This is a genomic window from Acidobacteriota bacterium (genome assembly GCA_016712445.1).
GTDB lineage: Bacteria > Pseudomonadota > Alphaproteobacteria > Caulobacterales > Hyphomonadaceae > Hyphomonas.
This window is the reverse complement of the sequence record JADJRB010000002.1, coordinates 131,144-152,938: the sequence shown is the minus strand read 5'-3', so window position 1 is coordinate 152,938 and position 21,795 is coordinate 131,144. Positions and strand designations below refer to the sequence as shown.

Sequence of the window (21,795 nt, the reverse complement as noted above, 5' to 3'; positions counted from 1 at the left end):
AAAATGCGCCCAATCCTGATCCGAGCAGTCATCGTCGCCCTGATTGTGGGCTCGCTGCTGACTCTGATCAACCAGTTCGAACGCGTTGCTGCGCTTGAACTTCCAAACCTCTGGAAGATGGGCCTGAGCTATGTCGTGCCCTTCTGCGTTTCCCTGTTCAGTGCGCTTGCGGCCAAGGCGCCGCCGCGGGGCTAAAGTCAGCTACCGGTCTGTGCCGCCCGAATGCGATCGGAGATTCCGGCCTCTGTTTCCTTGTGCGTCACGAGATCAATCACGGCCTGGCTCTGGACATCGACCAACAGGAGTTGGCCCGTCTTGATACCGCCTGCAAAATGGGTCCGGATCGCCGGGCCAACACCAAGACGGTCTGCTTCAGCGAATACGGCCTCCTTGTCGCGCTTGGTATAGTCGATGCGCACAAAGCTGACACCGTCCCATTCTCCGGACGCGGCAACGGCGTCCAGCTTTGGATCGAGCGCCCGGCAGTTGGGGCACCAGTCGGCATAGACGCGAACGGCAGCGATCTCGGACGACTCAACCGGACGGCTCGCTTCTCCGGCTGGCCGTTTTGTTTCCGCACAAGCGGCCAGCGGGGCAATCGCGGCCAACATTACAGCTGCGGCGGAAAACAGGGTTTTCATGATCTCGTCTCCTTCTGGGGTCGGCAGAATCTGCCCGTTGCTTAACCTGTCCCCTCGCTCTGCGGGACTGACATTTTCGTGATATCGCTTGCGTAACGGTCTGGCGAGCGGATATTCCGGACTCACCAGTCAACAAATGGATTATTCCTCTCATGCGCCCGATCCTTGTCACAGCGCCGCCCCTCATTCTTGCCGCGTTCCTTGTCTTCATGGGGATTCAGAAGTTCACTGGCGACGTACCGATCTTCTCCATCATCGAAGCCAATGTCAGCGACCAGACAGGCCTCACGCTCGCATTCATCGAGCCTTTCGGACGATACTTGACCGGAGCGCTCGAGTTCCTCGCCGCCATCCTGCTTGTGGCAAGGCGCTTCTGGGGCGGCCTTCTCGCCACTCTCGTTTCTGCCGGCGCTGTGGCAGCCCACCTCACTTTCCTTGGCATATCCACCCCTGCATCCAGCTCGCCCGGCGCCGCTGAAAGCCCTGTACTCTTCTTGATGGCCCTCGGCGCGCTCGCCCTGTCCGGGCTGGTAACCTACCTGGCGCGCCCCAGGCCTGCCCCGACCGAAGCCTGAGGCTGCAATGATTTCTGGCCGGTCAGTCGTTCAGTCGATTTCGCGCTCGTTCAACAGCCTTCCCCTTTGGGTCAGGTTCTGGATTGCGGGCTGGCTCGTACCGGTCAACGCAGCTTCGATTTTCTTACTTGGCACGCCAGTTGGCCTGTGGACAGCCATCAGCGCCGGCCTGGTCGGCGTCAGTAACACGTGGCTGGCACTCCGTCTCGGAGGGCTCTCGCGCGCCCTGGCCTTCCCTCATCTTGTTGTTTGGATCCCACTTTGTTTTGCGATCGCAGCACGGCTGGCGGGGCCTGATGCAGGATCAATCGGGCGCACCGAGTACATCTACGGCGTTGTAGTGCTCACCACCAATATCCTCTCCATCGGATTCGACCTGGTTGATGCCTATCGGTGGATAGCGGGCGAACGGTCCGTTCCCGGACAAGGCTCCACAGGACCGGTCTGACTCTATTCCGGTTAGAGGAACAGGCCGGCTGATGTTCAGGTCCGGCGAGAGAGCCGCGCCAATTCGATAAGCTGGCCAAGTTCTCCAGCGGTCGCCTCAATTGGTTTGCGGCTCCGATCCACGCGGGCCTGAATGAGGCTCCCCTGCAAAGCAGAGATACACAGCACCGCAAGACGGCCGGCTTCAGTGCGGGAAAATCCATCTTCAGCGAGCTTTCCTTCAATCAGGGCCTGCCTTGCACTGTAAGCCTTTCGCGCGGCTTCGGTGACCCGCCGGTCCCTTGGGGCAAGCTCCAGGATGACCGTGGTGATCGGGCAACCATCCCGGTAGCCAGACTTTTCCATCCAGCCAGCAAGAAGCCGCGCGTGCTCCCGAAGGAGCTCTGAGGTCGACCCGGTCTTGCGCACCAGCGTCTCGACGGTACGGACGACGCGCTGGCCAGCCTCCTCAACTGCCGCTGCGGCGATCGAAGGCTTGCCCTCCGGGAAATAGTGGTAGAGCGACCCCTTGGGTGCGCCGGAGGAATCGACAAGATCATTGAGACCTGTCGCAGCATAACCCTGCTGGCGGAAAAGTTTCACCGCTGCGTCAATGACGGGCACGCGGTGGCGTTGCCTTGGCGCCATGACACTGCCTCCTGAAGAATCTCGGATTATATTGACTGGTCTAAATCAAATTCGCAAGCCTTGGCCTCAGATCAAGGAGTTGCCACAATGCCAGAGCGGGTAAGCTATACATGGAACGCTGGCATCAGCGTGATTGCGCTGAATGATGGCAAGGCAAACATCATGTCGCCGGCGATGCTGGACAGGCTCTCTGACGCGTTAGACGTCGCCGAGCGCAATGGCGGACCTGTGGTCCTGCGGTCGGCCGTCCCAGGTGTTTTTTCGGCCGGCTTTGACCTGTCGGTTTTTAAGTCGGGAGACCGCGCGGCATTACAGGACATGGTGAGACAGGGCGCCGAACTCGCCGCACGTCTGCTTGAATTTCCCTATCCGGTTATTGGGCTGCTTGAAGGCCATGCTTACCCAATGGGAGCGTTTTTATTGCTGGCTAGCGATCTCCGGATCGCAGCGAGAAGTCCCCTCCGGATCGGGCTCAACGAAGTCGCCATCGGAATCGTCCCGCCCGCCTTTGCGATCGAGCTTGCACGAAGCCGCCTTCACCCTGCCTGGCTCAATCGGACAGTCGTCCTTGGCGAAATGTTCGGACCGAATGACGCTTGCCGGGCAGGTTTCGTAGACATCGTGGTCAGCCCTGAAGACCTAGAGCATCGCGCTTTCATTTGGACGCATAGCCCGCGGCTTTGAAGAAGTTCCAGCATTCGGCTGGTGTGAAGAGCTTGCAGATATCACCGATGGCGTCATTGAGGTCCTCAAAGGTTCGGGCGGCGGCGGCGCGGAGATGGGCTTTCAGCTTTGAGAAAGCCATCTCGATCGGGTTGAGGTCGGGAGAGTATTTCGGCAGGTAGAGGAACCACGCGCCACGTTCAGCGAGGGCGTCTTCGGCGCGCTGGCTGTAGTGGACGCTGAGATTGTCGAGGATGACGACATCGCCGGGTGAGAGTGTCGGGGCGAGCTGGGTCTCGATGTAAACTTCGAACGCAGACCGGTTCATGGCGCCTTCGACGACCCAGGGCGCCGTGAGTTCACCACAGCGCAGGCCTGCAATGAACGTCTGTGTACCCCATTTCCCGAATGGCGCCGTTGCTTTCAGACGCTTCCCGCACAGAGACCGTCCGCGAAGACGGCACATGTTAGTCTTCACGGATGTTTCGTCGATGAAGACCAGACGACCGGGTTCGGCCTGCATCGCGGGCTGACGGTAGTGCTTCCAGTCCGCCCGGGCGGCTTTCACATCAGCGCGTTCTTGCTCCGCTGCCAGAAGCGCTTTTTTATCTGTGAACCCGGCCTGGCAGAGCACCCGGGAGAGCGATGCCGGTGCCGCCGTCACCCCGTGCTCCGACGCCAGCCGGCGCGCCAATTCCGGCATCGTCACGTCCGGCTGCGCCTCAACCTCGCCAATCAAGAAATCCAGATATGGCGCCAGCTTGGCGTGCCGCCGGCCACCCACAGGGCGAGGCGTGACGCTCCCCGTCTCCTGCCACAACTTCAGCAGCTTCACCGCAAAGCTGGGGCTTACCCCAAACTGACGTGCCGCGGCCTGCCGTGAGTTGCCCCGCTCAACAAACGCCACCACTCGGCGACGAAGATCCTTCGAATATGCCTCAGCCATGAGCCACCTCCTGAAAGAAGTGAATCACAACCCGCTCAAACTGGGAATCTTTGATTCTGCGTGACCGCGCGACGCTCTAGACGCAACGCTTGCAACAGCGCTGCAGTCTGTTCGGGCTATCGATGCGGCCGCACACCGCATAGCAAAGCAAAAATTACGTGGTCCCGTTGCTGCGGCCATCCGGAAAGCGATCGCAGTTGAGATAGGTCAGACCGAAGCAGCGGCATGAAGGTCCCCAGGACAACTATGGCGCAAAGGGCTCGGAGTTCAGCTGAATCAGATTCTCTGCCTGCATTGGTCTCGATCTGTCTGGGCGAAATTGGAATTGAGCCCTTGTCTCCAGAGCCAGAGGCAGCGCCGCTTCACCAAGGGTCCTTTACGCGGATCTACCTTCATTCGGGCGACAATTGCAGACGCCATTCTAAAAAGCAAAAAGCGAAACTATCTGTGAATATTTTCGAAGACCATGCAGCTTCCGACGACGCGCTTGAGCAGACCGGGATACTGGCACAAAGGCTTAGCACGTCGGCCCCGATGGCGCTTCGAGAACAGGACGCCGCCCTTCTTGCCGGCGCATCACCGTTCTGGTTTGGGCCTCAGGCGAGCCGTCCAGGTTGGTCTTTCGGGGAAGGTCCTATTGTCCTTCTGGTCCATGGCTACTCTGGCCGCGGTGTGCAGATGGCGGTGCTCGCAAGGGCGATTGCCGCGAAAGGGTTCAACGCCGTCATTTTTGATGCAGGCGGCCACGGTAGCGCGCGCCGTGAGAAAATCGGTGTCAACGCCGGGATAAAAAGGGGCCATTTGCCGGTTTAAAAAGGGGCCAGTCAGGTTCGATAAAAAGCCCCGCAGGCGAGGCTGGTTTCTTGCGCCTCGCCGGGTGTCTGGCCGGAGCGAAGCGGAGGCCAGACACACGGTGAGGCGCTGACGGTTTTCTGATCCTATTTCATGCGGTGCCTCCGTTTTCCGGGGTGGATCGCTTCTGGCGCTTGCGGCTCGTGGCGAGCCGGAAGCTGTCGCCGTTCAGTTCGAGGATGTGGACATGGTGCGTCAGCCGGTCGAGGAGTGCGCCGGTGAGGCGTTCGGATCCGAACACGCTGGTCCATTCGTCGAACGGCAGGTTGCTGGTGATCAGGGTGCTGCCGCGTTCGTAGCGCTGGCTCAGGACCTCGAACAGGAGTTCGGCGCCGACCGCGGTGAACGGCACATAGCCAAGTTCGTCGATGATCAGGAGTTTGACGCTGGCGAGATGCTTCTGCGCGCGCCGGAGACGGCGCTCGTCGCGCGCTTCCATCAGCTCATGGACGAGCGCGGCAGCGGTGGTGAACGCGACGCTGTGTCCGCGCTGGCAGGCAGCAAGGCCGAGCGACAGGGCGGTGTGCGTCTTGCCGGTTCCGGACGGCCCGAGCGCAATGACATTGCGGCGCTTCTCGATCCAGTCGCAGCGGGCCAGCTCGAGAACCAGCGCCTTGTTGAGCGAAGGCTGGGCGGCGAACTCGAACGTGTCGAAGCTCTTGGTGTGCGGGAACCGGGCCTGGCGGATGCGTCGCTCGATGCTGCGCCGCTCGCGGTCGATACGCTCAAGTTCGCACAGGCGCAAAAGGTACTTCGGATAATCGGCCCGGTCACCGGCCGCCTCCATCGCCACCTTCTCATAGTCGCGTGCGAACGCCGGAAGCTTCAGGGCCTTCAGATGATTGGCGAGCAGGACCTGCGGCGGCACCGATGTCGCCGGCGTTTCCACAGCTGGCAGGGGCATGAAGTCCTCGCTCATGCGGCACCTGCCATACCCAGGAGACCCAGATAACTGCTTGTGCTGGTGGCGCGCACGTTGGCGCAGGGCAGATAGGGGTAGAGGCTGAGATCCAGCCGCGGCGGGCGGTGTTCCAGCTTCGCCAGCGCGATCATCTTGACGGCGTCGAAGCTTATGGCGCCGATGTCGAGTGCATGCGCGACGCTGGCCTCGACGAGCGTCTGATCGAACGTCTCGCACAGCCGCAGCACCTGGATGAACTCGCGCCGGCCATCCTTGCCACTGCGGGCTTCCATCAGGCGCCGCATGCGATGCACCGGCGGCGACAGGAGCCACTTGTCCAGCGGTGCGGCCTGGTCCAGCGATCCGGCCTTCTGCTCGATCAGCGCAAGGTAATGCAGCGGATCATAGACGAAGTCCTCGCGGGCATAGGTGCGCGGGTGACGGGCAATCCGCTCGCCCTGGCAGATGATGTCGACCCGGTCGACATAAGCCTTGATCACCATCTCCCGGTGCGCGAAGGCCGTCGGTACCGAGTAGTCATTCGTCTTGTAGCGCACGAGTGACAATGACGAGGCCCGGCCTGCCGTCATGTGACAGGGATCGAAGGCATAAGCGGGCCGCGCCATGAGCATCTCCGCATCCGACCTGAACCGTTCGGCGATGCTCGCCTGTTTGCCGCGAAGCACGGCCTGCTGACGCTTGGCGCACTTGTCGACCAGCATCTCATTGAGGGTCTCGAAGCTGTCAGCGACCGGTACCGGCACCATGAAGTTGCGCCGCGCGTAGCCGACCAGGCCTTCGACCTTGCCTTTATCGTTCCCCTTGCCCGGACGTCCGAACCGGTCCTCGAACAGGTAATGGCTCTGCAGGCCCGAGAACATGCTGCTGCGTGTGCGCCGGCCGTCGCCGAGGATCTGCGCCACGGCGAGCCTTGTGTTGTCATAGAGGATCGACAACGGCACGCCGCCGAAGAAATCGAACGCCGCGACATGCCCGTCGCAGAACGCTTCAGCGACCTCGGCCGGATACGCCTTCACGAAGCACGCATCCGACTGCGGCAGGTCCATGCAGAAATAGTGAAACCGCACGCGCTTGCCTGCGATGATCGCATCCGCCTCGCCGAAATCAGCCTGCGCGTGACCCGGCTTGTGGCTCAGCGGTACAAACACTTCCTTTGACCGCAGCCGCGCCTCGGCCACGTAATTGCGCACGATCGTCGAGCCGCCGCTGAACCCGTGCTCGTCCTTCAGTCGCTCGAAGATGCGCTGCGCCGTGTGTCGCTGCTTGGAATGCACCTGCCGGTCTGCCGACAGGATCGCATCAATGATCCCGGTGAACCCTGTCAGCTTGCGCCTGTAGATCCTGCCAGCCCGGCCATGTTCGGGCGGCACAGGAAACACCAGAATCTTGTCCACCGTCTTGCGGTCGATCCCGAAATACCGTGCCGCCGCTCGCCGGCTCATGCCGTCTGCCAGAACGGCCCGGCGTACCTTCACATACAGTTCCACGCGCTTCATCCTCCGCCCTCGCTTGTCCAGCAAGGGGCTATAAGGAATGGCCCTTTTTTAATCCGGCAATCCCGCCGGTCAGACCACCAATATGTGGCCCCTTTTATTACCGGCGTTCACACACACTCGCGCAGATTATGGGCACGGTACTCGCTGCCATTGTCTTCCTCTGGATGGGCGTGTTCGGCCCCGGCATGGCGAGCGGCCTGATCACCGGTGCACCCCAGCTCGGCGCAGGCTCTGCCATCGGCGCCGCTGCCGGTGTCGCGGCCGGAACCGTCGCCGCCGGTCTTGGCGCCAAGGCCGCGCTGGGCGCGGCTGCCGGCGGCGCGGCGAGCGCCGTCAAGGCGGGCGCCTCGCTGGCAGGCGGCGCGCGCACGGCGTTTGATCTCGGATCAACAGCTTCGGGCAAGTCCGGCGCTGCAGGCTTTGCCGCCGGTCTTGGCGGCGTTGCGCAAGCCGCCGGAGACACCGTGCGCCGCGCGGCCTCCGGCCCAGCCAGCGCTGTGCGCGATGCCTACCGGCGCGGCACCCGCGGCGCGTTCGAATCCACCGGCGGCTCGAGTTCGTCACCCTCCGAAACTCCGTCCTCCTCCGCGCCCGAGAAAAGCCCTGGCTGGGCTCGCGGCATGCGCGCCTCGCAGCGCCTCGGCGAGGCCCGCCAGCTGGCCATGCACAGCCTGCGCGACGGCGATCGCGGCTCCTCGGGCGCCGCCCCCTCCCTGACCAACAAGGACGAATAACCCATGCGCTTCAAACGCCCAACCGCTCACTATGGCACCTCACCGTATCCCGAGACGCCCTACCAGAAAGCCGGACAGGTCTGGGACGAGCGGATCGGCTCGGCCCGGGTTCAGGCGAAAAACTGGCGGCTGATGGCATTGGGGTGTCTCTCGCTTTCGTTCGCGACGTCCGGCGCGCTGATCTGGCGGAGCCTGCAATCGACAGTGACGCCTTACATCGTCGAAGTTGATGAGACGGGCGCGGCGAAGGCCGTCGGCCCGGCGACGGAGACCTACGCGCCCTCCGACGCCCAGATCGCGCATCATCTCGCCGGGTTCATCACCTTTGTCCGTAGCCTGTCGATCGATCCGGTCGTCGTTCGCGAGAACTGGCTCAAAGCGTACACCTTCGCCGGACCTGAAGCGGCGACTACGCTCTCAGAGTATGCCCGCGAGAATGATCCATTCGCCGCGATTGGCCGGCGCTCGCGCACGGTGGATGTCGTCAGCATCGTCCGCGTCAGTGAGGAAAGCTTCCAGGGCCGCTGGATCGAGAAGACCTATGAAGGCGGCGCGCTCACCGGCGCAAAGCGGTTCACAGGTGTTTTCACGATCACGCTGCAGCCGCCGAAGGATGCCGAGACCCTGCGCGCCAACCCCCTCGGCCTTTATGTCCGCTCGCTCAGCTGGAGCGAAGACCTTGTCACAGGAGAAAGACAATGACCCGGTTCCTGCTTGCCTCATCGGCGACCGCCCTGCTCGCGGCCTGCGCCACGCCGCTGCCACCAGAGCCGGTCATCGATACCGCCAACTTTATCGCGGCGATCCCACTGGAAGAGCCAAAGTCCGAACGCGTGGAGATTGTCGAAACGGCCATCGCGCTTCCCCTGCCCGGGCAGCTCAAACCGGTTGAACCGGCAGCCGGCAAGAAAAGTCCGAAAACGCCCACAGCAGCAATCAAGGAAGGCCGCGCCGGCGCGGTTGTCGAGCCTTCCTCGGACGGCTTCGTCAACGCCGTCCAGATCTATCCTTATACGGAAGGCGCCCTTTACCGCCTCTATGCCAGCCCTGGCCAGGTCACGGATGTCGCGCTTCAGCCGGGAGAAACGCTGGTGTCGGTTTCGGCGGGAGACACGGTACGCTGGGTGGTCGGGGATACCGCGTCCGGTTCCGGCAGCGCAGCAAGGGCGCATATCCTGGTCAAACCCGTCGCCGCAGGCCTGCGCACCAACCTGATGATCGCGACCGACCGGCGGACTTATCACCTCGAACTGGAATCGACCGCCTCGACTTACATGGCCGCGCTTTCCTGGCGCTATCCGCAGGATGAGCTGGCGGGGCTCGCAGCCCGCAACACGATCGCCGCCGCAGAGGACGCTGTCACGGCTGGGCGCGGCGTCAGCCTCGAGACCCTGAACTTCGACTACCGCCTCACCGGCGACACGCCGGACTGGAAACCTGTCCGCGTGTTCGATGACGGGCGCCAGGTGTTTATCCAGATGCCGGCGTCGATCTCCGCCTCCGAGATGCCGCCGCTCTTTGTGCTGTCGTCCGCCGGAGAGGCTGAACTCGTCAATTACCGCGTCAGGGGAAGCTACTACATCGTCGACCGGCTGTTTGGCGCTGCCGAGCTGCGCCATGGGACAAAGCCCCAGACGGTCGTGCGGATTTCGAAAGCCAGTGCAACCCGCAAGTCCCGCTGGTTCGGAGGCTGATCTGATGACCGAACCTCCCCTGTTCAAGGAAGCTGCGCGGCGGCTGCAGATCCGCTCGGCGCCGAAGCCCGCCACACGGATCAACCGCAAACTCCTGATGGCCGGTGCGGGCCTAGGCGCGCTGGGGCTGTTCGCGGCAACCTCAATAGCACTCGCGCCGCCGCGCCCTGCAGAGCCCGTCCAGCAGGAAGAGCTGGTTACGGCCGGCAAGCGCAAGCCGGATGGGTTCTCGGCGCTACCGGCAGACTATACGGTGCTCACCGATGTGCCCGTGCTCGGAGCGCCGCTGTCCGGCGATCTCGGCTCGACCATTCTCGCCGCCGAGCAGGCTTACGGTATCGAGACAGAGTTCCAGACGGAGTATCGGGCGGATTTTCGCACGCGTCCGGAAGACGAAGCTGTCCGCACGGCGCGGCTTGAAGCCGCCGCTCAGGCCGAAGAAGCAGCCCGCGCCCCGATCCTGTTCCGTCTTGGCGGCGCGGCGACGCCAATAACTTCCGCGCAGCGCACGCCGGATTCCGGGTTCGATCTGGCGTCGGAGCTCCTTGCTCTAAACCGGCAACCCCCGAACGCCGCAACAAGCGCCGACTCAGACCCGAACCTCCAGTCCCGCAAAGCAGCGTTTGTCCGTGAACCGGCCTCCAGCCCCGTCTACAATCCGGAGCGGGTGCAGGACCCGCTTTCGCCTTACCAGCTGATGGCAGGCTCCCTGATCCCGGCGAGCCTGATCACCGGCATCAGCTCGGACCTTCCGGGTACGGTCATCGCGCAGGTAACCGAGGACGTCTATGACACGGTGCGCGGCGAGCACCTGCTGATCCCTCAGGGAAGCCGCCTGCTCGGCCGTTACCAATCAGAAGTCTCGTTCGGCCAGGACCGCGCGCTGGTCGTCTGGGACCGGATCCTGATGCCCGATGGCAGCTCGATCACGATCTCCGAACCGGGCAGCGACGCCTCCGGCTATGCCGGCCTCAAAGACCGGACCGATCACCATTGGGATAAGGTGTTCGCTGCGGCCGGCCTCGCAACTCTCCTCGGCATCGGCGCCGAACTCGGGCCCGGCGAGGATGGCGACATCGAACGCGCCATCCGCCGCGGGACAACCGACACGATCAACGAAGCCGGGCAGCGGGCCGTTGATCGAAGCCTCAGCGTTCAGCCTTCGATCACCATCCGTCCTGGCTGGCCCGTCCGTGTCATCGTGACCAAGGACCTTGTCCTTCGTCCCTTTCAGGAGACAGCCCCATGAACCTCCGCCTTGCAAAACTCGCCGACCGCACACCGGTCAGGCTCACCCTCGCACTTGATCCGGGCACCGCAGCCGCGCTGCAGGATTATGCGGCGGTCTACCAAGAGACTTATGGCGAAGCCGAGCGCAGCGAAACGCTCGCTGCCGCCATGATCGACATGTTCCTGGCGTCAGACGCCGGGTTCAGACGGGCCCGGAAGGCCCTGCCCACCAATGCCAGCAAAGGAGACTGACCCATGGCACAGATCGGCGCATTCACCCTCAAGGACGGAGCCTGGACCGGGACCATCCGTACCATGACCATTAACGTCAAGGCCCAGCTTGTTCCCAACAAGGACAAAGGCAAAAGCAAGGACACACCAGACTTCCGGCTCTACGCCGGCGGCGCAGAACTCGGCGCGGCCTGGCGCCAGGATTCGAAAGACGGCGAGACGCCCTACCTCGCCATCAAGCTCGACGATCCGAGCTTTGCCCAGCCGATGCGCGCGGCCTTCTTTGAGAACGAAGCAGAAGGCACCGGCGTCATGGTCTGGAACCGTCCCAAATGAGCCAGTTTCCTCCCCGCGCGTTCATCCGCATGGCTGCTGAACTGGACGCTGCAGACCCGCAGAACGCCGCGTCCGGCTGCGACGCGTGCGAAAGCCCGGACGGATTGCGGTTCCTTTCACTCCGCGATGTTCTTGATCGGCTGACCATCAGCCGGTCACTTCTGTATGAGCTGATCAAGGATCCGGTCCAGCCATTCCCGGCGCCCGTTCATATTGGTCGACGCAGTGTCTGGGTCGAGAACGAAGTTGTGAGCTACATGCGAGCCGTCTTGATCACAGCCCGCCGGTAATGCTCGACTTGTCTTTCAATAAGCTGGTCCCTCTGAAGGCGAATTGATCATGTAGCGCGCAAAGGGAAAGGGCTCACTGTGCAAAGTCCCGCGTGGATGAAATCAGCGCCTCAAGCTCTGACGCGCCACGATTACGGAGTTGCCGTGATCGCGCTGCCGATTGCAGGCATTGTCTCATGCCAATCAGGATTTACAGCGTCCAAGGCGAGGCTGAATTCAAGACAGAGACAACCGCTCCAAAAGGCGACGCCGGGCCGGAAGCTCCGCCCCGAAAGGATACGTGACATCAAAAGGGGCACACAGGTATGTGTGTTGCCGCTTTGCGAAAAAGCGTATTGTACTCACAGATCGGAATCATGACGCCAAGCCGGAGGGCCGGGAGCGCCTGATTGCCGCTCCCAGCTTTGTGATGGGTTCAGGCTGTTTACTTCGGGGTAGCACAATGAGCGGCGAATTATCCGGCTCGCAGTCGTCTTCTGCAGCATCGGCGCCAGAAGCAGCAGAAAGCGCCACATTGCCGACGACCGAAGCTCTTGTCTCCCAGTTCAATCAGAGCTGCTTCTGCATCACGCTTGACAGGGCGGCGCTGGCAACGGCGCTGCAGTCTGCAGCTGGCGAGAGCTCATTCTACGAACTTTATATCGCCAGCCGCCCACATCTGTTCTCCGGCGTGCCGGTCTTCCTGCCGGAAGCCGACCGTGCGTCGATGTTGGCAATTGTGGGCGCGATAGAAACGTTGGCGCGCACTGACACCTACCGTGATCTGGTTCTGTCCTGGGCACCCGACGTAGCGCAGCGCGACTTTGGTCCACGCGGAGCCCTGATGGGCTACGACTTTCACCTCGGAAGCGGTCCTCCCCGCCTCATTGAGATCAACACCAATGCCGGCGGCGCCTTCTTGAACGCGTTTGGCGCGCGGGCTCAACTTGCCTGCTGTGACGCGGTACAGCCCTTCATCAGCGCGCCGGATGCCCGCACGTTTGATCAAACGGTAATCGGGATGTTCGAGGCCGAATGGCAGCGCCAGCGCAGCACCGTCCGCCCAAGGACAATCGCGATAGTGGACGACTTGCCAGCGGAACAGTACCTTTATCCTGAATTCCTGCTTGCCAAGCGTCTGTTTGAAGCCGCCGGTATTGAGACGGTAGTTGCCGACCCGTCTGAACTGAACTGCGCCGGAGGTAAGCTTACCGCACGCGGCAGCGAAATTGATCTCGTGTACAACCGGCTTGTGGACTTCAGTTTGTCGGAGCCCCGGCACGCGGCTTTGCGTCAGGCCTACCTAGAGAACGCGGTCGTCGTGACACCCAATCCCCATAACCATGCGCTTTTTGCCCACAAGAGAAATCTGACCGTACTCTCCGATACCAACTTGCTGCAGAGTTGGGGCACTTCTCCCGATTTAGTACAATCCCTGTCTTCGATTCCTCGCACGGTCCCGGTCTCGCCCGATAACGCCGCTGAACTCTGGTCAAGGCGCAAGCAGTTGTTCTTCAAGCCCGTCTCCGGGCATGGGGGCAAGGCGGTGTACCGAGGGGACAAGCTTACGCGCTCGGTATGGGAAGAAATTCTGCAGGCAGTTTACATTGCCCAGGATCTTGTTGCGCCCGGCGAACGCCAGATCCTTCTCGATGGCGCCCCGCAGACCCTGAAGACAGACGTGCGGCTCTATACATATGACAGCGCGGTACTGCTCGCCTCTGCGCGCCTCTACCGAGGTCAGACAACCAACTTCAGGACAGTAGGCGGCGGCTTCGCGCCGGTGTTTTTTGTTTGAGTTTGTTTCTCCATTCCGAGCATCCTGCGATGCGAGGCCGGTTGGCAGGTCGCGGCAAGTTGAGACGCGATAATATCACATAAGATCAAGCAGATGCGTCATCGTGGCTGGAAGTCCTTAATGACTTCGAAGGAAAATCAGGCTAAACGCCCCTTACATGAAGTTTGCGCGACTCCTGCTCCAGCGGTTGATGCCCATGTTGGCCGCTTTAGCCTTTCTGGCCTTGCCAGCGAGTTCAGAGCCTCTGTGCGACCCGCATGAGCAGCACGGCTGCGCTGCCGAAATCGCGGCAGTCCAACAACATGATGATGCAGGTTCTGACGATCCCGCGTCGACCGATCATGGTGTCCACGCCCATGGCAATTGTCATGTGCCAATGACCCAGCCTGACTCCGTTGAGTTTTCCGCGCTTGCGGTCCCGGTTGATGCAGTTCCGGCGCTCATCGTGCAGAGTGCCAGCTCTGCCCTTGTTCCTAGCCTGGAACGCCCCCCCCGCGCCTGATTGCTTCTCGACAATGCGCGCGGTCCCGCGCGCATGCCGTATGACAGCAACAGGCTTGGGAAGACCATTCCATGAAATTCAGTATCCTGAGCGCGACCTGCGCGCTCGCTGCGGCGTCCGGATTTTTGCCGGCGGCTGCTCAGACCTGCACACGCGATAGCGAAGCCGCCGCGCTTTACCTCCCGCTTGACGAAGCCGTCCGCAGGGCGCTCGAAAGCGACCTGAGGCCAGCGGCTGCACGCGCGGCTGTAGCAACCGCCCGCGCAGAGCGGGCAATCGCCGCGCTGAGGCCTGCCGATTCCCTGAGCCTTGAGTTCGAGAACTTTCCGGGGATAGGCCTCGGTTCTGAAATCGAGAACCTTGAAGTCACCGGTACGTTCAACCGGGTCTGGGAGCGGGGCGGCAAGCGCGAGGCGCGCACGTCCCTCGCCGAGCGCAGCGTGGACATCGCCGAAGCGGGGGTCGAGATCAGTAAGGCGGAAATCGCCTACGAAATCCAGTCTCTCTATGTAGACCTTGCCCTCACTCAGGAACGTGCCTCACTTGCCGCTGAAAGGCTCGACGCCGCGCGCAAGGCACAGGCTTTGATCGAGAAGCGCGTAGAGGCCGCGCGCGACCCGCTCCTCGCAGGGTCCCGCGCAACGGCTGATGCGCTGGTGGCGGAAGGCGACCTTAAGAGGCTCACGCAGGAAGCCGAACGGCTTCGCGCAGCGCTCGCAGACTTTTGGGCAGGCTCGCCTGATTTTGGCGTGGATATCTGCGGTCTGTCCCGCAGCAACGGACATGATGAACACCCACTCGATGTGACAGGCTCTCCCGAACTGTTGCGCCTGGAAGCCGAGCGGCGCCAGGCTCAGGCGGCGATCCGGGTTGCCGAAGCTGACCGGGTCCCCGATGTCACGTGGAGCGCAGGCGTCCGGAAATTCGGCACCGACGAAAGCCTCGCGGTACTGGGCGGGGTCTCTGTGCCGCTCGGTTCACCAAAGCGCGCAGCGCCGTCAGAACAGAAAGCTGCCTCACAATCGCGCCAGATTGAGGCGGAGGCAGACGCCCTGCGTCAGTCCCTGCTCCGCGAGAGCGCGCGTCTTGAACGCACGGCGCTCAACGCGCTTGACGCCATCAGGCTTCTGGAAACCGGCCCTCTTCCTGAGGCGGAACGTGCGGTTTCATTGGCCAATGACGGCTATGCGCGCGGCGCCTTTTCCTACCTCGATGTCCTCGATGCACAGAAGCTGCTGTTCGGCCTGCGCGACCAGCGTCTCGAACTTCTTCGTACCTATCATCTTGCCGAAGCTGCGCTTGCCCGAATCCAGGCCCGCAACCTTCCGCCATCCCTTCAGGAGACTGCCCAATGACCCGATCAATTCATCCGCTCACGTTCAGTCTCGCAGCCTTGCTGATGGCCGGCATTGTCGCTGCTTGCGGCGCGTCGTCCGAGACGCAGGCCGACGCTCATGACCATGCCGAAGAAGAAGGCCACGCTGAAGACGACGGCCACGGCGCCGGCGAGCATGGCGATGAGGAGGCCGAGGCCGAAGAAGGCCCACACGGAGGCCGCTTGCTGGAAGACGGCGAATTTGCCCTTGAAGTTACAATCTTCGAAACGGGCGTTGAGCCAGAGTACAGAATCTATCCGACCTTTGAAGGAAAGCCGGTCGATCCGTCCAAGGTTGACTTGTCGGTCGGCCTTGCGCGCCTCGGCGGCAAGAAAGACAGCTTCAGGTTCAAACCGGAAGCTGAGTATCTGAAAAGCGACGGTGTCGTCGAAGAGCCTCATTCATTCGATGTCGCCGTGAGCGCGTCTTACGGCGGAAAGTCCTACAAATGGGCCTACGAGTCCTATGAGGGCCGCACCACGATCAGCGATGCAATCGCCGCTGATGCAGGCCTGGCGACCGAACCGGCCGGACCAGCGCTCATTCGTGAACGGGTCGAGTTGTCAGGGACTGTCCAGCTTACACCCTCTGCCACCGCTGATGTTCGCGCTGTCTATCCGGGCCGCGTGGTCCGGGTGACCCGGACGGTCGGCGACAGGGTGAGCAAGGGCGACACTCTCGCCGAGGTCGAAAATTCGAGCAGCCTGCAAACCTACTCCGTCCGCGCGCCTATTTCCGGTACCGTGCTCGAACGGCGCACGAACGCGGGGGATGTCGCAGCCAGCGAGCCGCTGTTCGTGATCGGCGACCTTGGCGCCGCCCAGGCAGAGCTGCACGTTTTTCCAAAGGATGCCGGCCTGATCAAACCGGGTCAGGGTGTCACCGTCAGGCTGGCGGGCGGCGACATGACAGCGCGCGGGGAGATCGACAGCTTCCTCCCCCTGGCAGAGGCTGGAACACAGTCCCTGATCGCACGCGTGGTCCTGCCACGGGATGCGGGCTTCAGGGCCGGCATGCGGGTCACGGCTGAAGTTGATACGTCTGAGATGCAGGTGCCGCTCGCGGTGCGCGAGAGTGCTTTGCAGCGGTTTCGCGACACGACCGCCGTCTTTGCAAAGCACGGCGACACCTACGAAGTCCGGATGCTGGAACTTGGACGCAGCGACGGGGAGTTCGTTGAAGTCCTCAGCGGCATCGACCCCGGCGAGGCTTACGTTACCGAGAACTCGTTCCTCATCAAAGCGGACATCGACAAGTCCGGCGCTGGCCACGACCACTAGGACGCTGACCCATGTTTGAAAAAATCATTCGTTTCTCGATCAGCCAGCGCTGGGTCGTGCTCGCCTGTGTCTTCGGGTTTGCAGCGCTCGGCGTTTACAATTTCCAGCGCCTGCCGATTGATGCTGTCCCTGACATCACCAACGTCCAGGTCCAGATCAACTCCGAGGCGGCCGGCTATTCGCCGCTTGAATCCGAACAGCGCATCACGTTTCCCATAGAGACCGCAATCGCCGGCCTGCCGGGACTCGATTATACGCGCTCTATTTCGCGTTACGGCCTCAGTCAGGTGACGGTCGTGTTCGAAGAAGGCACGGATATTTTTCGCGCGCGCCAGCTGGTGTCCGAGCGCATCCAGTCAGCCCGCGAATCCCTGCCACCGGGTGTCACGCCCGAACTCGGCCCCATCTCGACCGGTCTGGGCGAGATCTACATGTATGTTCTTTCGCCTGAGCCCGGCGCTCTGACACCGGAAGGCGAGCCCTGGACTGCAATGGACCTGCGCACCCTCAATGACTGGGTGGTGCTGCCGCAGCTTCGCGGCGTCAAAGGCGTGACGGAAGTCAACACGATTGGCGGCTTCAAGAAAGAGATTCACGTTGTTCCGGATCCGTCCGCACTGGCGGCCTTCGGGCTTACACTCGCGGATGTTATGTCAGCGCTTGAGCGTAACAATTCGAACGCCGGCGCGGGATACATTGAGCGCAACGGCGAACAGAACCTTGTCCGCATTCCGGGTCAGGCCTCCACCCTGGAAGACCTGCGCGGCATCGTGGTTGCGGATGACGGCTCGGTCCCTGTCCGCATTTCCGACATCGCCTCGGTTGAACTCGGCAAGGAGCTTCGCACGGGCGCAGCAACTCAGGACGGCGAGGAAATCGTTCTCGGAACAGCTTTCATGCTGGTTGGCGAGAACAGCCGCACCGTTTCGCAGGCAGTGGATGCCAAGATCAACGGGATTCGGTCCAGCCTGCCGGACGGTGTAACGATGACGACCGTCTATGACCGGACCCTTCTGGTCGACCGGACCATCGCTACGGTCGAGAAGAACCTCGTCGAAGGCGCTTTGCTGGTCATCGTGATCCTGTTCCTTCTGCTCGGGAACATTCGTGCTGCCATTCTCACCGCAATGGTGATCCCGCTGTCCATGCTGATGACGATCACCGGCATGGTGGAGAACAAGGTCTCCGGGAACCTGATGAGCCTCGGCGCGCTCGACTTTGGTCTCATCGTCGACGGCGCCGTCATCATCGTGGAAAACTGCCTCCGGCGGTTCGGCATGGCCCAGCATTCGCTCGGCCGATTGCTCACCCAGGACGAGCGGTTCGACCTTGCTGCCGAAGCTTCGGCAGAAGTCATCAAACCCTCGATCTTCGGAATCATCATCATCACAGTCGTCTACCTCCCGATCTTTGCCCTCACAGGCGTCGAAGGAAAGATGTTCCACCCGATGGCGTTCACCGTGGTGCTCGCTTTGACGGCGGCGCTCATCCTGTCCTTTACCTTCGTACCCGCAGCTGTTGCCCTGCTGATCCGCGGAAAGGTCGAGGAGAAGGAAAGCACCGTCATGCGCGGCGCAGCCTTCGCCTACCGCCCAGCCCTCGACGCGGCGATCCGCTACCCGGTCATTCCGGTCGTGGTTGCCGTCCTGCTGGCCGCTGGCGCGGCATTCGGAGCAACCCGTCTTGGATCTGAGTTCATCCCGAACCTGGATGAAGGCGACGTCGCGCTTCATGCCATGCGTATTCCTGGCACCAGCCTTACCCAGTCGGTGGAAATGCAGTCGCAGCTGGAAAAACGGCTGAAGGCGTTTCCGGAAGTCGAGCGGGTCTTTGCCAAGATCGGAACACCGGAGATCGCGACCGACCCGATGCCGCCGAGTGTGGCGGACACGTTTGTGATGCTCAAACCCCGCAAGGAATGGCCGGATCCCAAAAAATCGAAAGACGATCTTGTCGAAGAGATGCAAGCCGCCGCGGCAACGATCCCGGGTAACAATTACGAGTTCACTCAGCCCATCCAGATGCGCTTCAATGAACTGATCTCGGGCGTCCGCAGCGATGTCGCCGTCAAGATCTACGGCGACGATCTTGATGTCCTGCTGGAAACTGCCGAACAGGTTGAAGCGGCAGCCTCTGGCGTGGCCGGCGCTGAAGACCTGAAGATTGAACAGGTCACCGGGTTGCCGATGCTCTCGGTGATCCCCGACCGGGACGCGCTTGCGCGGTACGGCCTCAGCATCGAGGACGTTCAGGGGGTCGTCTCGACGGCGCTCGGCGGATCCGTCGCCGGGCAACTTTTCGAAGGCGACCGCCGGTTCGATATCGTGGTCCGGTTCCCGGACGCGCTTCGCGAAGACGTTGCGGCGATCAAACGTCTGCCGATTCCGCTGCCGGTATCGCGGCAGACAATTGATGGGGTGACATTCCTGCCGCTGAGCGAGCTCGCGACGGTGGAGATCGTCATGGGTCCTAACCAGATCAGCCGCGAGAATGCCAAGCGCCGTATCGTCGTCTCGGCCAACGTGCGCGGCCGCGATCTCGGCTCTTTTGTCAGCGAGCTGCAGACCACGATCGCGCAGGGCGTCGAGATACCTGCCGGATACTGGATCGAGTATGGCGGGACCTATGAACAGCTCGTGTCCGCCAGCAACCGGCTTGCGATTGTCGTACCCGTCGCCCTTCTCCTGATCTTCGGCCTTCTGCTGATGCTGTTCGGAACCGCCCGGGACGCAGCGATCGTCTTCTCCGGCGTGCCGCTGGCCCTCACCGGCGGCGTGGCGGCGCTCGCGCTCAGGGACATGCCGCTGTCGATCTCGGCAGGTGTCGGGTTCATTGCGCTTTCCGGCGTCGCCGTGCTCAACGGTGTCGTCATGCTGAGCTTCATCAAGGCAAGGCGCGAAGCGGGAGAAGACCTTCTTGGCGCCATCCGCGAAGGCGCGCTTCAGCGCCTGCGGCCGGTTCTGATGACGGCTTTGGTCGCAAGCCTCGGCTTCGTGCCGATGGCCTTCAATGTCGGCGCAGGCAGCGAGGTCCAGCGTCCGCTGGCAACCGTTGTGATCGGAGGGATTATCTCCTCTACCCTCCTTACACTGATCGTGTTGCCTGCGCTTTACCGGCTGGTCCATGGGTTCCAGCTTCGCAAGGGTCAAACACCTGTTTCCGGCGGCGCAGCCGTGCCGGCAGAGTAGTCATAAGGCGAGAGGTCCAACCATGGTGACCAGGCAAGGCGCCGAGGATACGCATGACCACAAGAAGGGATGGCTGGGCGGCAACGAACTTGCCTTCTCCCTTCTCTGTGGGGCATGCCTTCTTTCGGGCTTCCTTCTGCAGCAGCTGGGATCCTTTCCGGACAGCGTAAGCCGAGGATTTTACATCGCGGCTTACGGCTTTGGCGGCTTCTTCGCGCTGCGCGAAGCTGCCGAAAAAGTAGCAGATGGCAAGTTCGAGATTGACTTCCTGATGCTTGTTGCGGCTGCCGGCGCCGCAATCCTTGGTGCGTGGGCGGAAGGTGCGCTCCTGCTCTTCCTCTTCAGTCTCGGGCATGCGCTGGAGCACTATGCGATGGGCCGCGCGACGCGGGCCATTCAGGCGCTGGCAGACCTCGCCCCTGACTCTGCCCTCGTCAGACGCAATGGCGAGACCGTCGAGATACGCATCGAAAACATTCAGCTTGGCGACATCGTTGTCGTGCGGTCCAACGAGCGTCTGCCGGTCGACGGTGTCGTTACCGCCGGCGAAAGCAGCGTCAACCAGGCGCCGATTACCGGTGAAAGTGCTCCGGTCGACAAACGCCCCCTGCCCGGTACATCGGCGCCCGAGATCGAGGCAGCCGGGCCGGAACACAAGGTCTTCGCCGGATCAATCAACGGGAGCGGCAGTCTCGACATTTACGTTACGCGGCTCTCTTCAGAGTCTGCGCTTGCCCGCGTTGTCAAACTCGTTTCTGAAGCCGAAACACGACAGTCCCCGACACAGACGTTCATCAAGCGCTTCGAGAAGATCTTTGTGCCGCTGGTCATCGCCCTCGCGGTGCTCACGGGGTTTTCATGGCTTTTCCTGGACGAGGCACCCTCCGAAAGCTTCTATCGCGCGATGGCCGTTCTGGTTGCAGCAAGCCCCTGCGCGTTGGCCATTGCCACGCCGAGCGCGATCCTCAGCGGTATCGCCCGGGCAGCAAATGGCGGTGTACTGATCAAGGGCGGTGCGCCGCTGGAGGCGCTTGGCCGGTTGAACGCAATCGCGTTCGACAAAACCGGCACCTTGACCATTGGCGAGCCCAAAGTCGTGGATATCGTCGCCTTCGAAGGGACCGACGAGCGCGCGCTGCTGGGGACCGCCGCCGCTGTGGAGGCCTTCAGCGATCATCCCCTCGCGCGTGCTATCGTGGAGGCGGCACGCCAGAGGGATCTTCCGAAAGGTCCGGAAGCGGCCGAGTTCCAAAGCCTCACCGGCAAGGGCGTCAGCGCGATGGTCGGAGGCGAACTCGTCCTGATCGGCAAGCCTGCGATGTTCGACGGCGAAAGCGGTCCAATCATGCCCGAAACGCTCGCGCGGGAGGTAGACACGCTTTTCGACACGGGCCGCACGATGATGGTGGTCGCGCAGGGCGGCCGCTTCATGGGCGCCATCGGCCTGATGGACACGCCGCGTCCGGCCGCAAAACGCGTGATCGCGCAGATACGCAAGCTCGGCATCACGCGGATGATGATGATCTCCGGCGACAATCACCGTGTCGCCAACGCCATCGCCCGCGATCTCGGACTGGACGAGGCGTTCGGAGACCTGATGCCGGACGACAAGGTAGCAAAGATCAAGGAGCTGAGACAGCAAGGCGGCGTCGCGATGGTTGGCGACGGCGTCAACGATGCCCCGGCTATGGCGAACGCGAATGTCGGAATTGCAATGGGCGCAGCGGGCTCTGACGTCGCTCTGGAAACCGCCGACATAGCCCTGATGGCGGACAATCTCGACACGCTGCCCTTTGCCGTCGGCCTGAGCCGCGCGACGAGCCGGAACATTCGTCAGAACCTCTTCGTCAGCCTTGGTGTCGTGGCCATACTTGTTCCGGCGACACTCTTCGGCCTGGGCATCGGCCCTGCCATTCTTCTGCACGAAGGTTCAACGCTGATTGTCGTTGGCAACGCCCTCAGGCTGCTGGTTTACCGCGATGCGTAGG

21 protein-coding genes and 1 pseudogene are annotated in these 21,795 nt (G+C 62.2%); 17 read left to right on the top strand and 5 right to left on the bottom strand.

Features of this window, described 5'->3' with window-relative positions; translation table 11 throughout:
* Positions 1-3 precede the first annotated feature (3 nt).
* Entirely contained in the window at positions 4-195 is a 192-nt protein-coding gene (locus IPK75_13700; GenBank protein MBK8199403.1) for a hypothetical protein, read from the top strand.
* Between the two features lie 2 nt (positions 196-197).
* Here IPK75_13700 and IPK75_13695 read toward each other — a convergent pair whose 3' ends face one another.
* Positions 198-641, bottom strand: a complete 444-nt coding sequence (locus IPK75_13695; GenBank protein MBK8199402.1) for a hypothetical protein — start codon at positions 639-641, stop codon at positions 198-200.
* Positions 642-793: 152 nt separating this feature from the next.
* Between IPK75_13695 and IPK75_13690 the strand changes: the two genes are divergently transcribed.
* Positions 794-1,216: a hypothetical protein gene (locus tag IPK75_13690; GenBank protein MBK8199401.1), complete on the top strand. Its 423-nt coding sequence runs from the start codon at positions 794-796 to the stop codon at positions 1,214-1,216.
* Positions 1,217-1,223: 7 nt separating this feature from the next.
* Positions 1,224-1,664, top strand: coding sequence for a hypothetical protein (locus IPK75_13685; protein MBK8199400.1), 441 nt, complete (start codon positions 1,224-1,226; stop codon positions 1,662-1,664).
* Between the two features lie 35 nt (positions 1,665-1,699).
* Here IPK75_13685 and IPK75_13680 read toward each other — a convergent pair whose 3' ends face one another.
* Positions 1,700-2,290 carry a TetR/AcrR family transcriptional regulator gene (locus IPK75_13680; protein MBK8199399.1) on the bottom strand — a complete coding sequence of 197 codons (591 nt, stop codon included), beginning with the start codon at positions 2,288-2,290 and terminating at the stop codon, positions 1,700-1,702.
* 87 nt (positions 2,291-2,377) lie between these two features.
* On the opposite strand from IPK75_13680, the gene IPK75_13675 reads away from it, so the two are divergent.
* Positions 2,378-2,974 (top strand): crotonase/enoyl-CoA hydratase family protein, encoded by a 597-nt coding sequence (locus tag IPK75_13675; protein ID MBK8199398.1) that lies wholly within the window; start codon positions 2,378-2,380, stop codon positions 2,972-2,974.
* Here the strand turns inward: IPK75_13675 and IPK75_13670 are convergent.
* Positions 2,946-3,899: an IS630 family transposase gene (locus IPK75_13670; protein ID MBK8199397.1), complete on the bottom strand. Its 954-nt coding sequence runs from the start codon at positions 3,897-3,899 to the stop codon at positions 2,946-2,948. The genes IPK75_13675 and IPK75_13670 overlap by 29 nt on opposite strands.
* Positions 3,900-4,193: 294 nt before the next feature.
* Between IPK75_13670 and IPK75_13665 the strand changes: the two genes are divergently transcribed.
* A complete protein-coding gene (locus tag IPK75_13665; protein ID MBK8199396.1) occupies positions 4,194-4,712 on the top strand; it encodes a hypothetical protein in 519 nt (172 codons plus the stop codon).
* A 130-nt stretch (positions 4,713-4,842) separates the two neighbouring features.
* Here IPK75_13665 and IPK75_13660 read toward each other — a convergent pair whose 3' ends face one another.
* Positions 4,843-5,655, bottom strand: coding sequence for an ATP-binding protein (locus IPK75_13660; protein ID MBK8199395.1), 813 nt, complete (start codon positions 5,653-5,655; stop codon positions 4,843-4,845).
* 11 nt (positions 5,656-5,666) lie between these two features.
* Positions 5,667-7,169, bottom strand: coding sequence for an IS21 family transposase (locus IPK75_13655; protein ID MBK8199394.1), 1,503 nt, complete (start codon positions 7,167-7,169; stop codon positions 5,667-5,669).
* A gap of 128 nt (positions 7,170-7,297) precedes the next feature.
* Between IPK75_13655 and IPK75_13650 the strand changes: the two genes are divergently transcribed.
* The 12 genes and pseudogenes from IPK75_13650 (at position 7,298) to IPK75_13595 (ending at position 21,794) form a co-directional block, all read left to right on the top strand.
* Positions 7,298-7,903, top strand: a complete 606-nt coding sequence (locus tag IPK75_13650; GenBank protein MBK8199393.1) for a hypothetical protein — start codon at positions 7,298-7,300, stop codon at positions 7,901-7,903.
* Between the two features lie 3 nt (positions 7,904-7,906).
* Positions 7,907-8,605, top strand: coding sequence for a conjugal transfer protein TrbF (locus IPK75_13645; GenBank protein ID MBK8199392.1), 699 nt, complete (start codon positions 7,907-7,909; stop codon positions 8,603-8,605).
* Positions 8,602-9,597 (top strand): P-type conjugative transfer protein TrbG, encoded by a 996-nt coding sequence (trbG, locus tag IPK75_13640; protein MBK8199391.1) that lies wholly within the window; start codon positions 8,602-8,604, stop codon positions 9,595-9,597. The genes IPK75_13645 and trbG overlap by 4 nt, the downstream gene beginning before the upstream one ends.
* 4 nt (positions 9,598-9,601) lie before the next feature.
* Entirely contained in the window at positions 9,602-10,846 is a 1,245-nt protein-coding gene (locus IPK75_13635) for a TrbI/VirB10 family protein (protein ID MBK8199390.1), read from the top strand.
* Complete coding sequence (locus tag IPK75_13630) at positions 10,843-11,079, top strand: DUF2274 domain-containing protein (protein MBK8199389.1); 237 nt, start codon at positions 10,843-10,845, stop codon at positions 11,077-11,079. The genes IPK75_13635 and IPK75_13630 overlap by 4 nt, the downstream gene beginning before the upstream one ends.
* A 3-nt stretch (positions 11,080-11,082) precedes the next feature.
* Entirely contained in the window at positions 11,083-11,394 is a 312-nt protein-coding gene (locus tag IPK75_13625) for a DUF736 domain-containing protein (protein ID MBK8199388.1), read from the top strand.
* Entirely contained in the window at positions 11,391-11,684 is a 294-nt protein-coding gene (locus IPK75_13620; GenBank protein MBK8199387.1) for an AlpA family phage regulatory protein, read from the top strand. Before IPK75_13625 ends, IPK75_13620 begins: the two co-directional genes overlap by 4 nt.
* Positions 11,685-12,198: 514 nt before the next feature.
* Positions 12,199-13,461 (top strand): hypothetical protein, encoded by a 1,263-nt coding sequence (locus tag IPK75_13615; GenBank protein MBK8199386.1) that lies wholly within the window; start codon positions 12,199-12,201, stop codon positions 13,459-13,461.
* Between the two features lie 573 nt (positions 13,462-14,034).
* Positions 14,035-15,318, top strand: a complete 1,284-nt coding sequence (locus IPK75_13610) for a TolC family protein (protein MBK8199385.1) — start codon at positions 14,035-14,037, stop codon at positions 15,316-15,318.
* Positions 15,315-16,619 (top strand): efflux RND transporter periplasmic adaptor subunit, encoded by a 1,305-nt coding sequence (locus tag IPK75_13605; GenBank protein ID MBK8199384.1) that lies wholly within the window; start codon positions 15,315-15,317, stop codon positions 16,617-16,619. Before IPK75_13610 ends, IPK75_13605 begins: the two co-directional genes overlap by 4 nt.
* An 11-nt stretch (positions 16,620-16,630) precedes the next feature.
* Positions 16,631-19,807: a CusA/CzcA family heavy metal efflux RND transporter gene (locus IPK75_13600; protein ID MBK8199383.1), complete on the top strand. Its 3,177-nt coding sequence runs from the start codon at positions 16,631-16,633 to the stop codon at positions 19,805-19,807.
* 85 nt (positions 19,808-19,892) lie between these two features.
* Positions 19,893-21,794, top strand: a pseudogene (locus IPK75_13595) (heavy metal translocating P-type ATPase).
* Position 21,795: the final 1 nt, after the last annotated feature.

Bases quoted from the DNA above. Each gene is read 5' to 3' on its own strand.
- IPK75_13690 (MBK8199401.1), top strand. From the start codon at position 794: ATGCGCCCGATCCTTGTCACAGCGCCGCCCCTCATTCTTGCCGCGTTC.
- IPK75_13635 (MBK8199390.1), top strand. From the start codon at position 9,602: ATGACCGAACCTCCCCTGTTCAAGGAAGCTGCGCGGCGGCTGCAGATC.
- IPK75_13680 (MBK8199399.1), bottom strand. From the start codon at position 2,290: ATGGCGCCAAGGCAACGCCACCGCGTGCCCGTCATTGACGCAGCGGTG.
- IPK75_13610 (MBK8199385.1), top strand. From the start codon at position 14,035: ATGAAATTCAGTATCCTGAGCGCGACCTGCGCGCTCGCTGCGGCGTCC.
- IPK75_13605 (MBK8199384.1), top strand. From the start codon at position 15,315: ATGACCCGATCAATTCATCCGCTCACGTTCAGTCTCGCAGCCTTGCTG.
- IPK75_13695 (MBK8199402.1), bottom strand. From the start codon at position 641: ATGAAAACCCTGTTTTCCGCCGCAGCTGTAATGTTGGCCGCGATTGCC.
- IPK75_13630 (MBK8199389.1), top strand. From the start codon at position 10,843: ATGAACCTCCGCCTTGCAAAACTCGCCGACCGCACACCGGTCAGGCTC.
- IPK75_13645 (MBK8199392.1), top strand. From the start codon at position 7,907: ATGCGCTTCAAACGCCCAACCGCTCACTATGGCACCTCACCGTATCCC.
- IPK75_13650 (MBK8199393.1), top strand. From the start codon at position 7,298: ATGGGCACGGTACTCGCTGCCATTGTCTTCCTCTGGATGGGCGTGTTC.
- IPK75_13685 (MBK8199400.1), top strand. From the start codon at position 1,224: ATGATTTCTGGCCGGTCAGTCGTTCAGTCGATTTCGCGCTCGTTCAAC.
- IPK75_13620 (MBK8199387.1), top strand. From the start codon at position 11,391: ATGAGCCAGTTTCCTCCCCGCGCGTTCATCCGCATGGCTGCTGAACTG.
- trbG (MBK8199391.1), top strand. From the start codon at position 8,602: ATGACCCGGTTCCTGCTTGCCTCATCGGCGACCGCCCTGCTCGCGGCC.
- IPK75_13600 (MBK8199383.1), top strand. From the start codon at position 16,631: ATGTTTGAAAAAATCATTCGTTTCTCGATCAGCCAGCGCTGGGTCGTG.
- IPK75_13700 (MBK8199403.1), top strand. From the start codon at position 4: ATGCGCCCAATCCTGATCCGAGCAGTCATCGTCGCCCTGATTGTGGGC.
- IPK75_13675 (MBK8199398.1), top strand. From the start codon at position 2,378: ATGCCAGAGCGGGTAAGCTATACATGGAACGCTGGCATCAGCGTGATT.
- IPK75_13655 (MBK8199394.1), bottom strand. From the start codon at position 7,169: ATGAAGCGCGTGGAACTGTATGTGAAGGTACGCCGGGCCGTTCTGGCA.
- IPK75_13625 (MBK8199388.1), top strand. From the start codon at position 11,083: ATGGCACAGATCGGCGCATTCACCCTCAAGGACGGAGCCTGGACCGGG.
- IPK75_13670 (MBK8199397.1), bottom strand. From the start codon at position 3,899: ATGGCTGAGGCATATTCGAAGGATCTTCGTCGCCGAGTGGTGGCGTTT.
- IPK75_13660 (MBK8199395.1), bottom strand. From the start codon at position 5,655: ATGCCCCTGCCAGCTGTGGAAACGCCGGCGACATCGGTGCCGCCGCAG.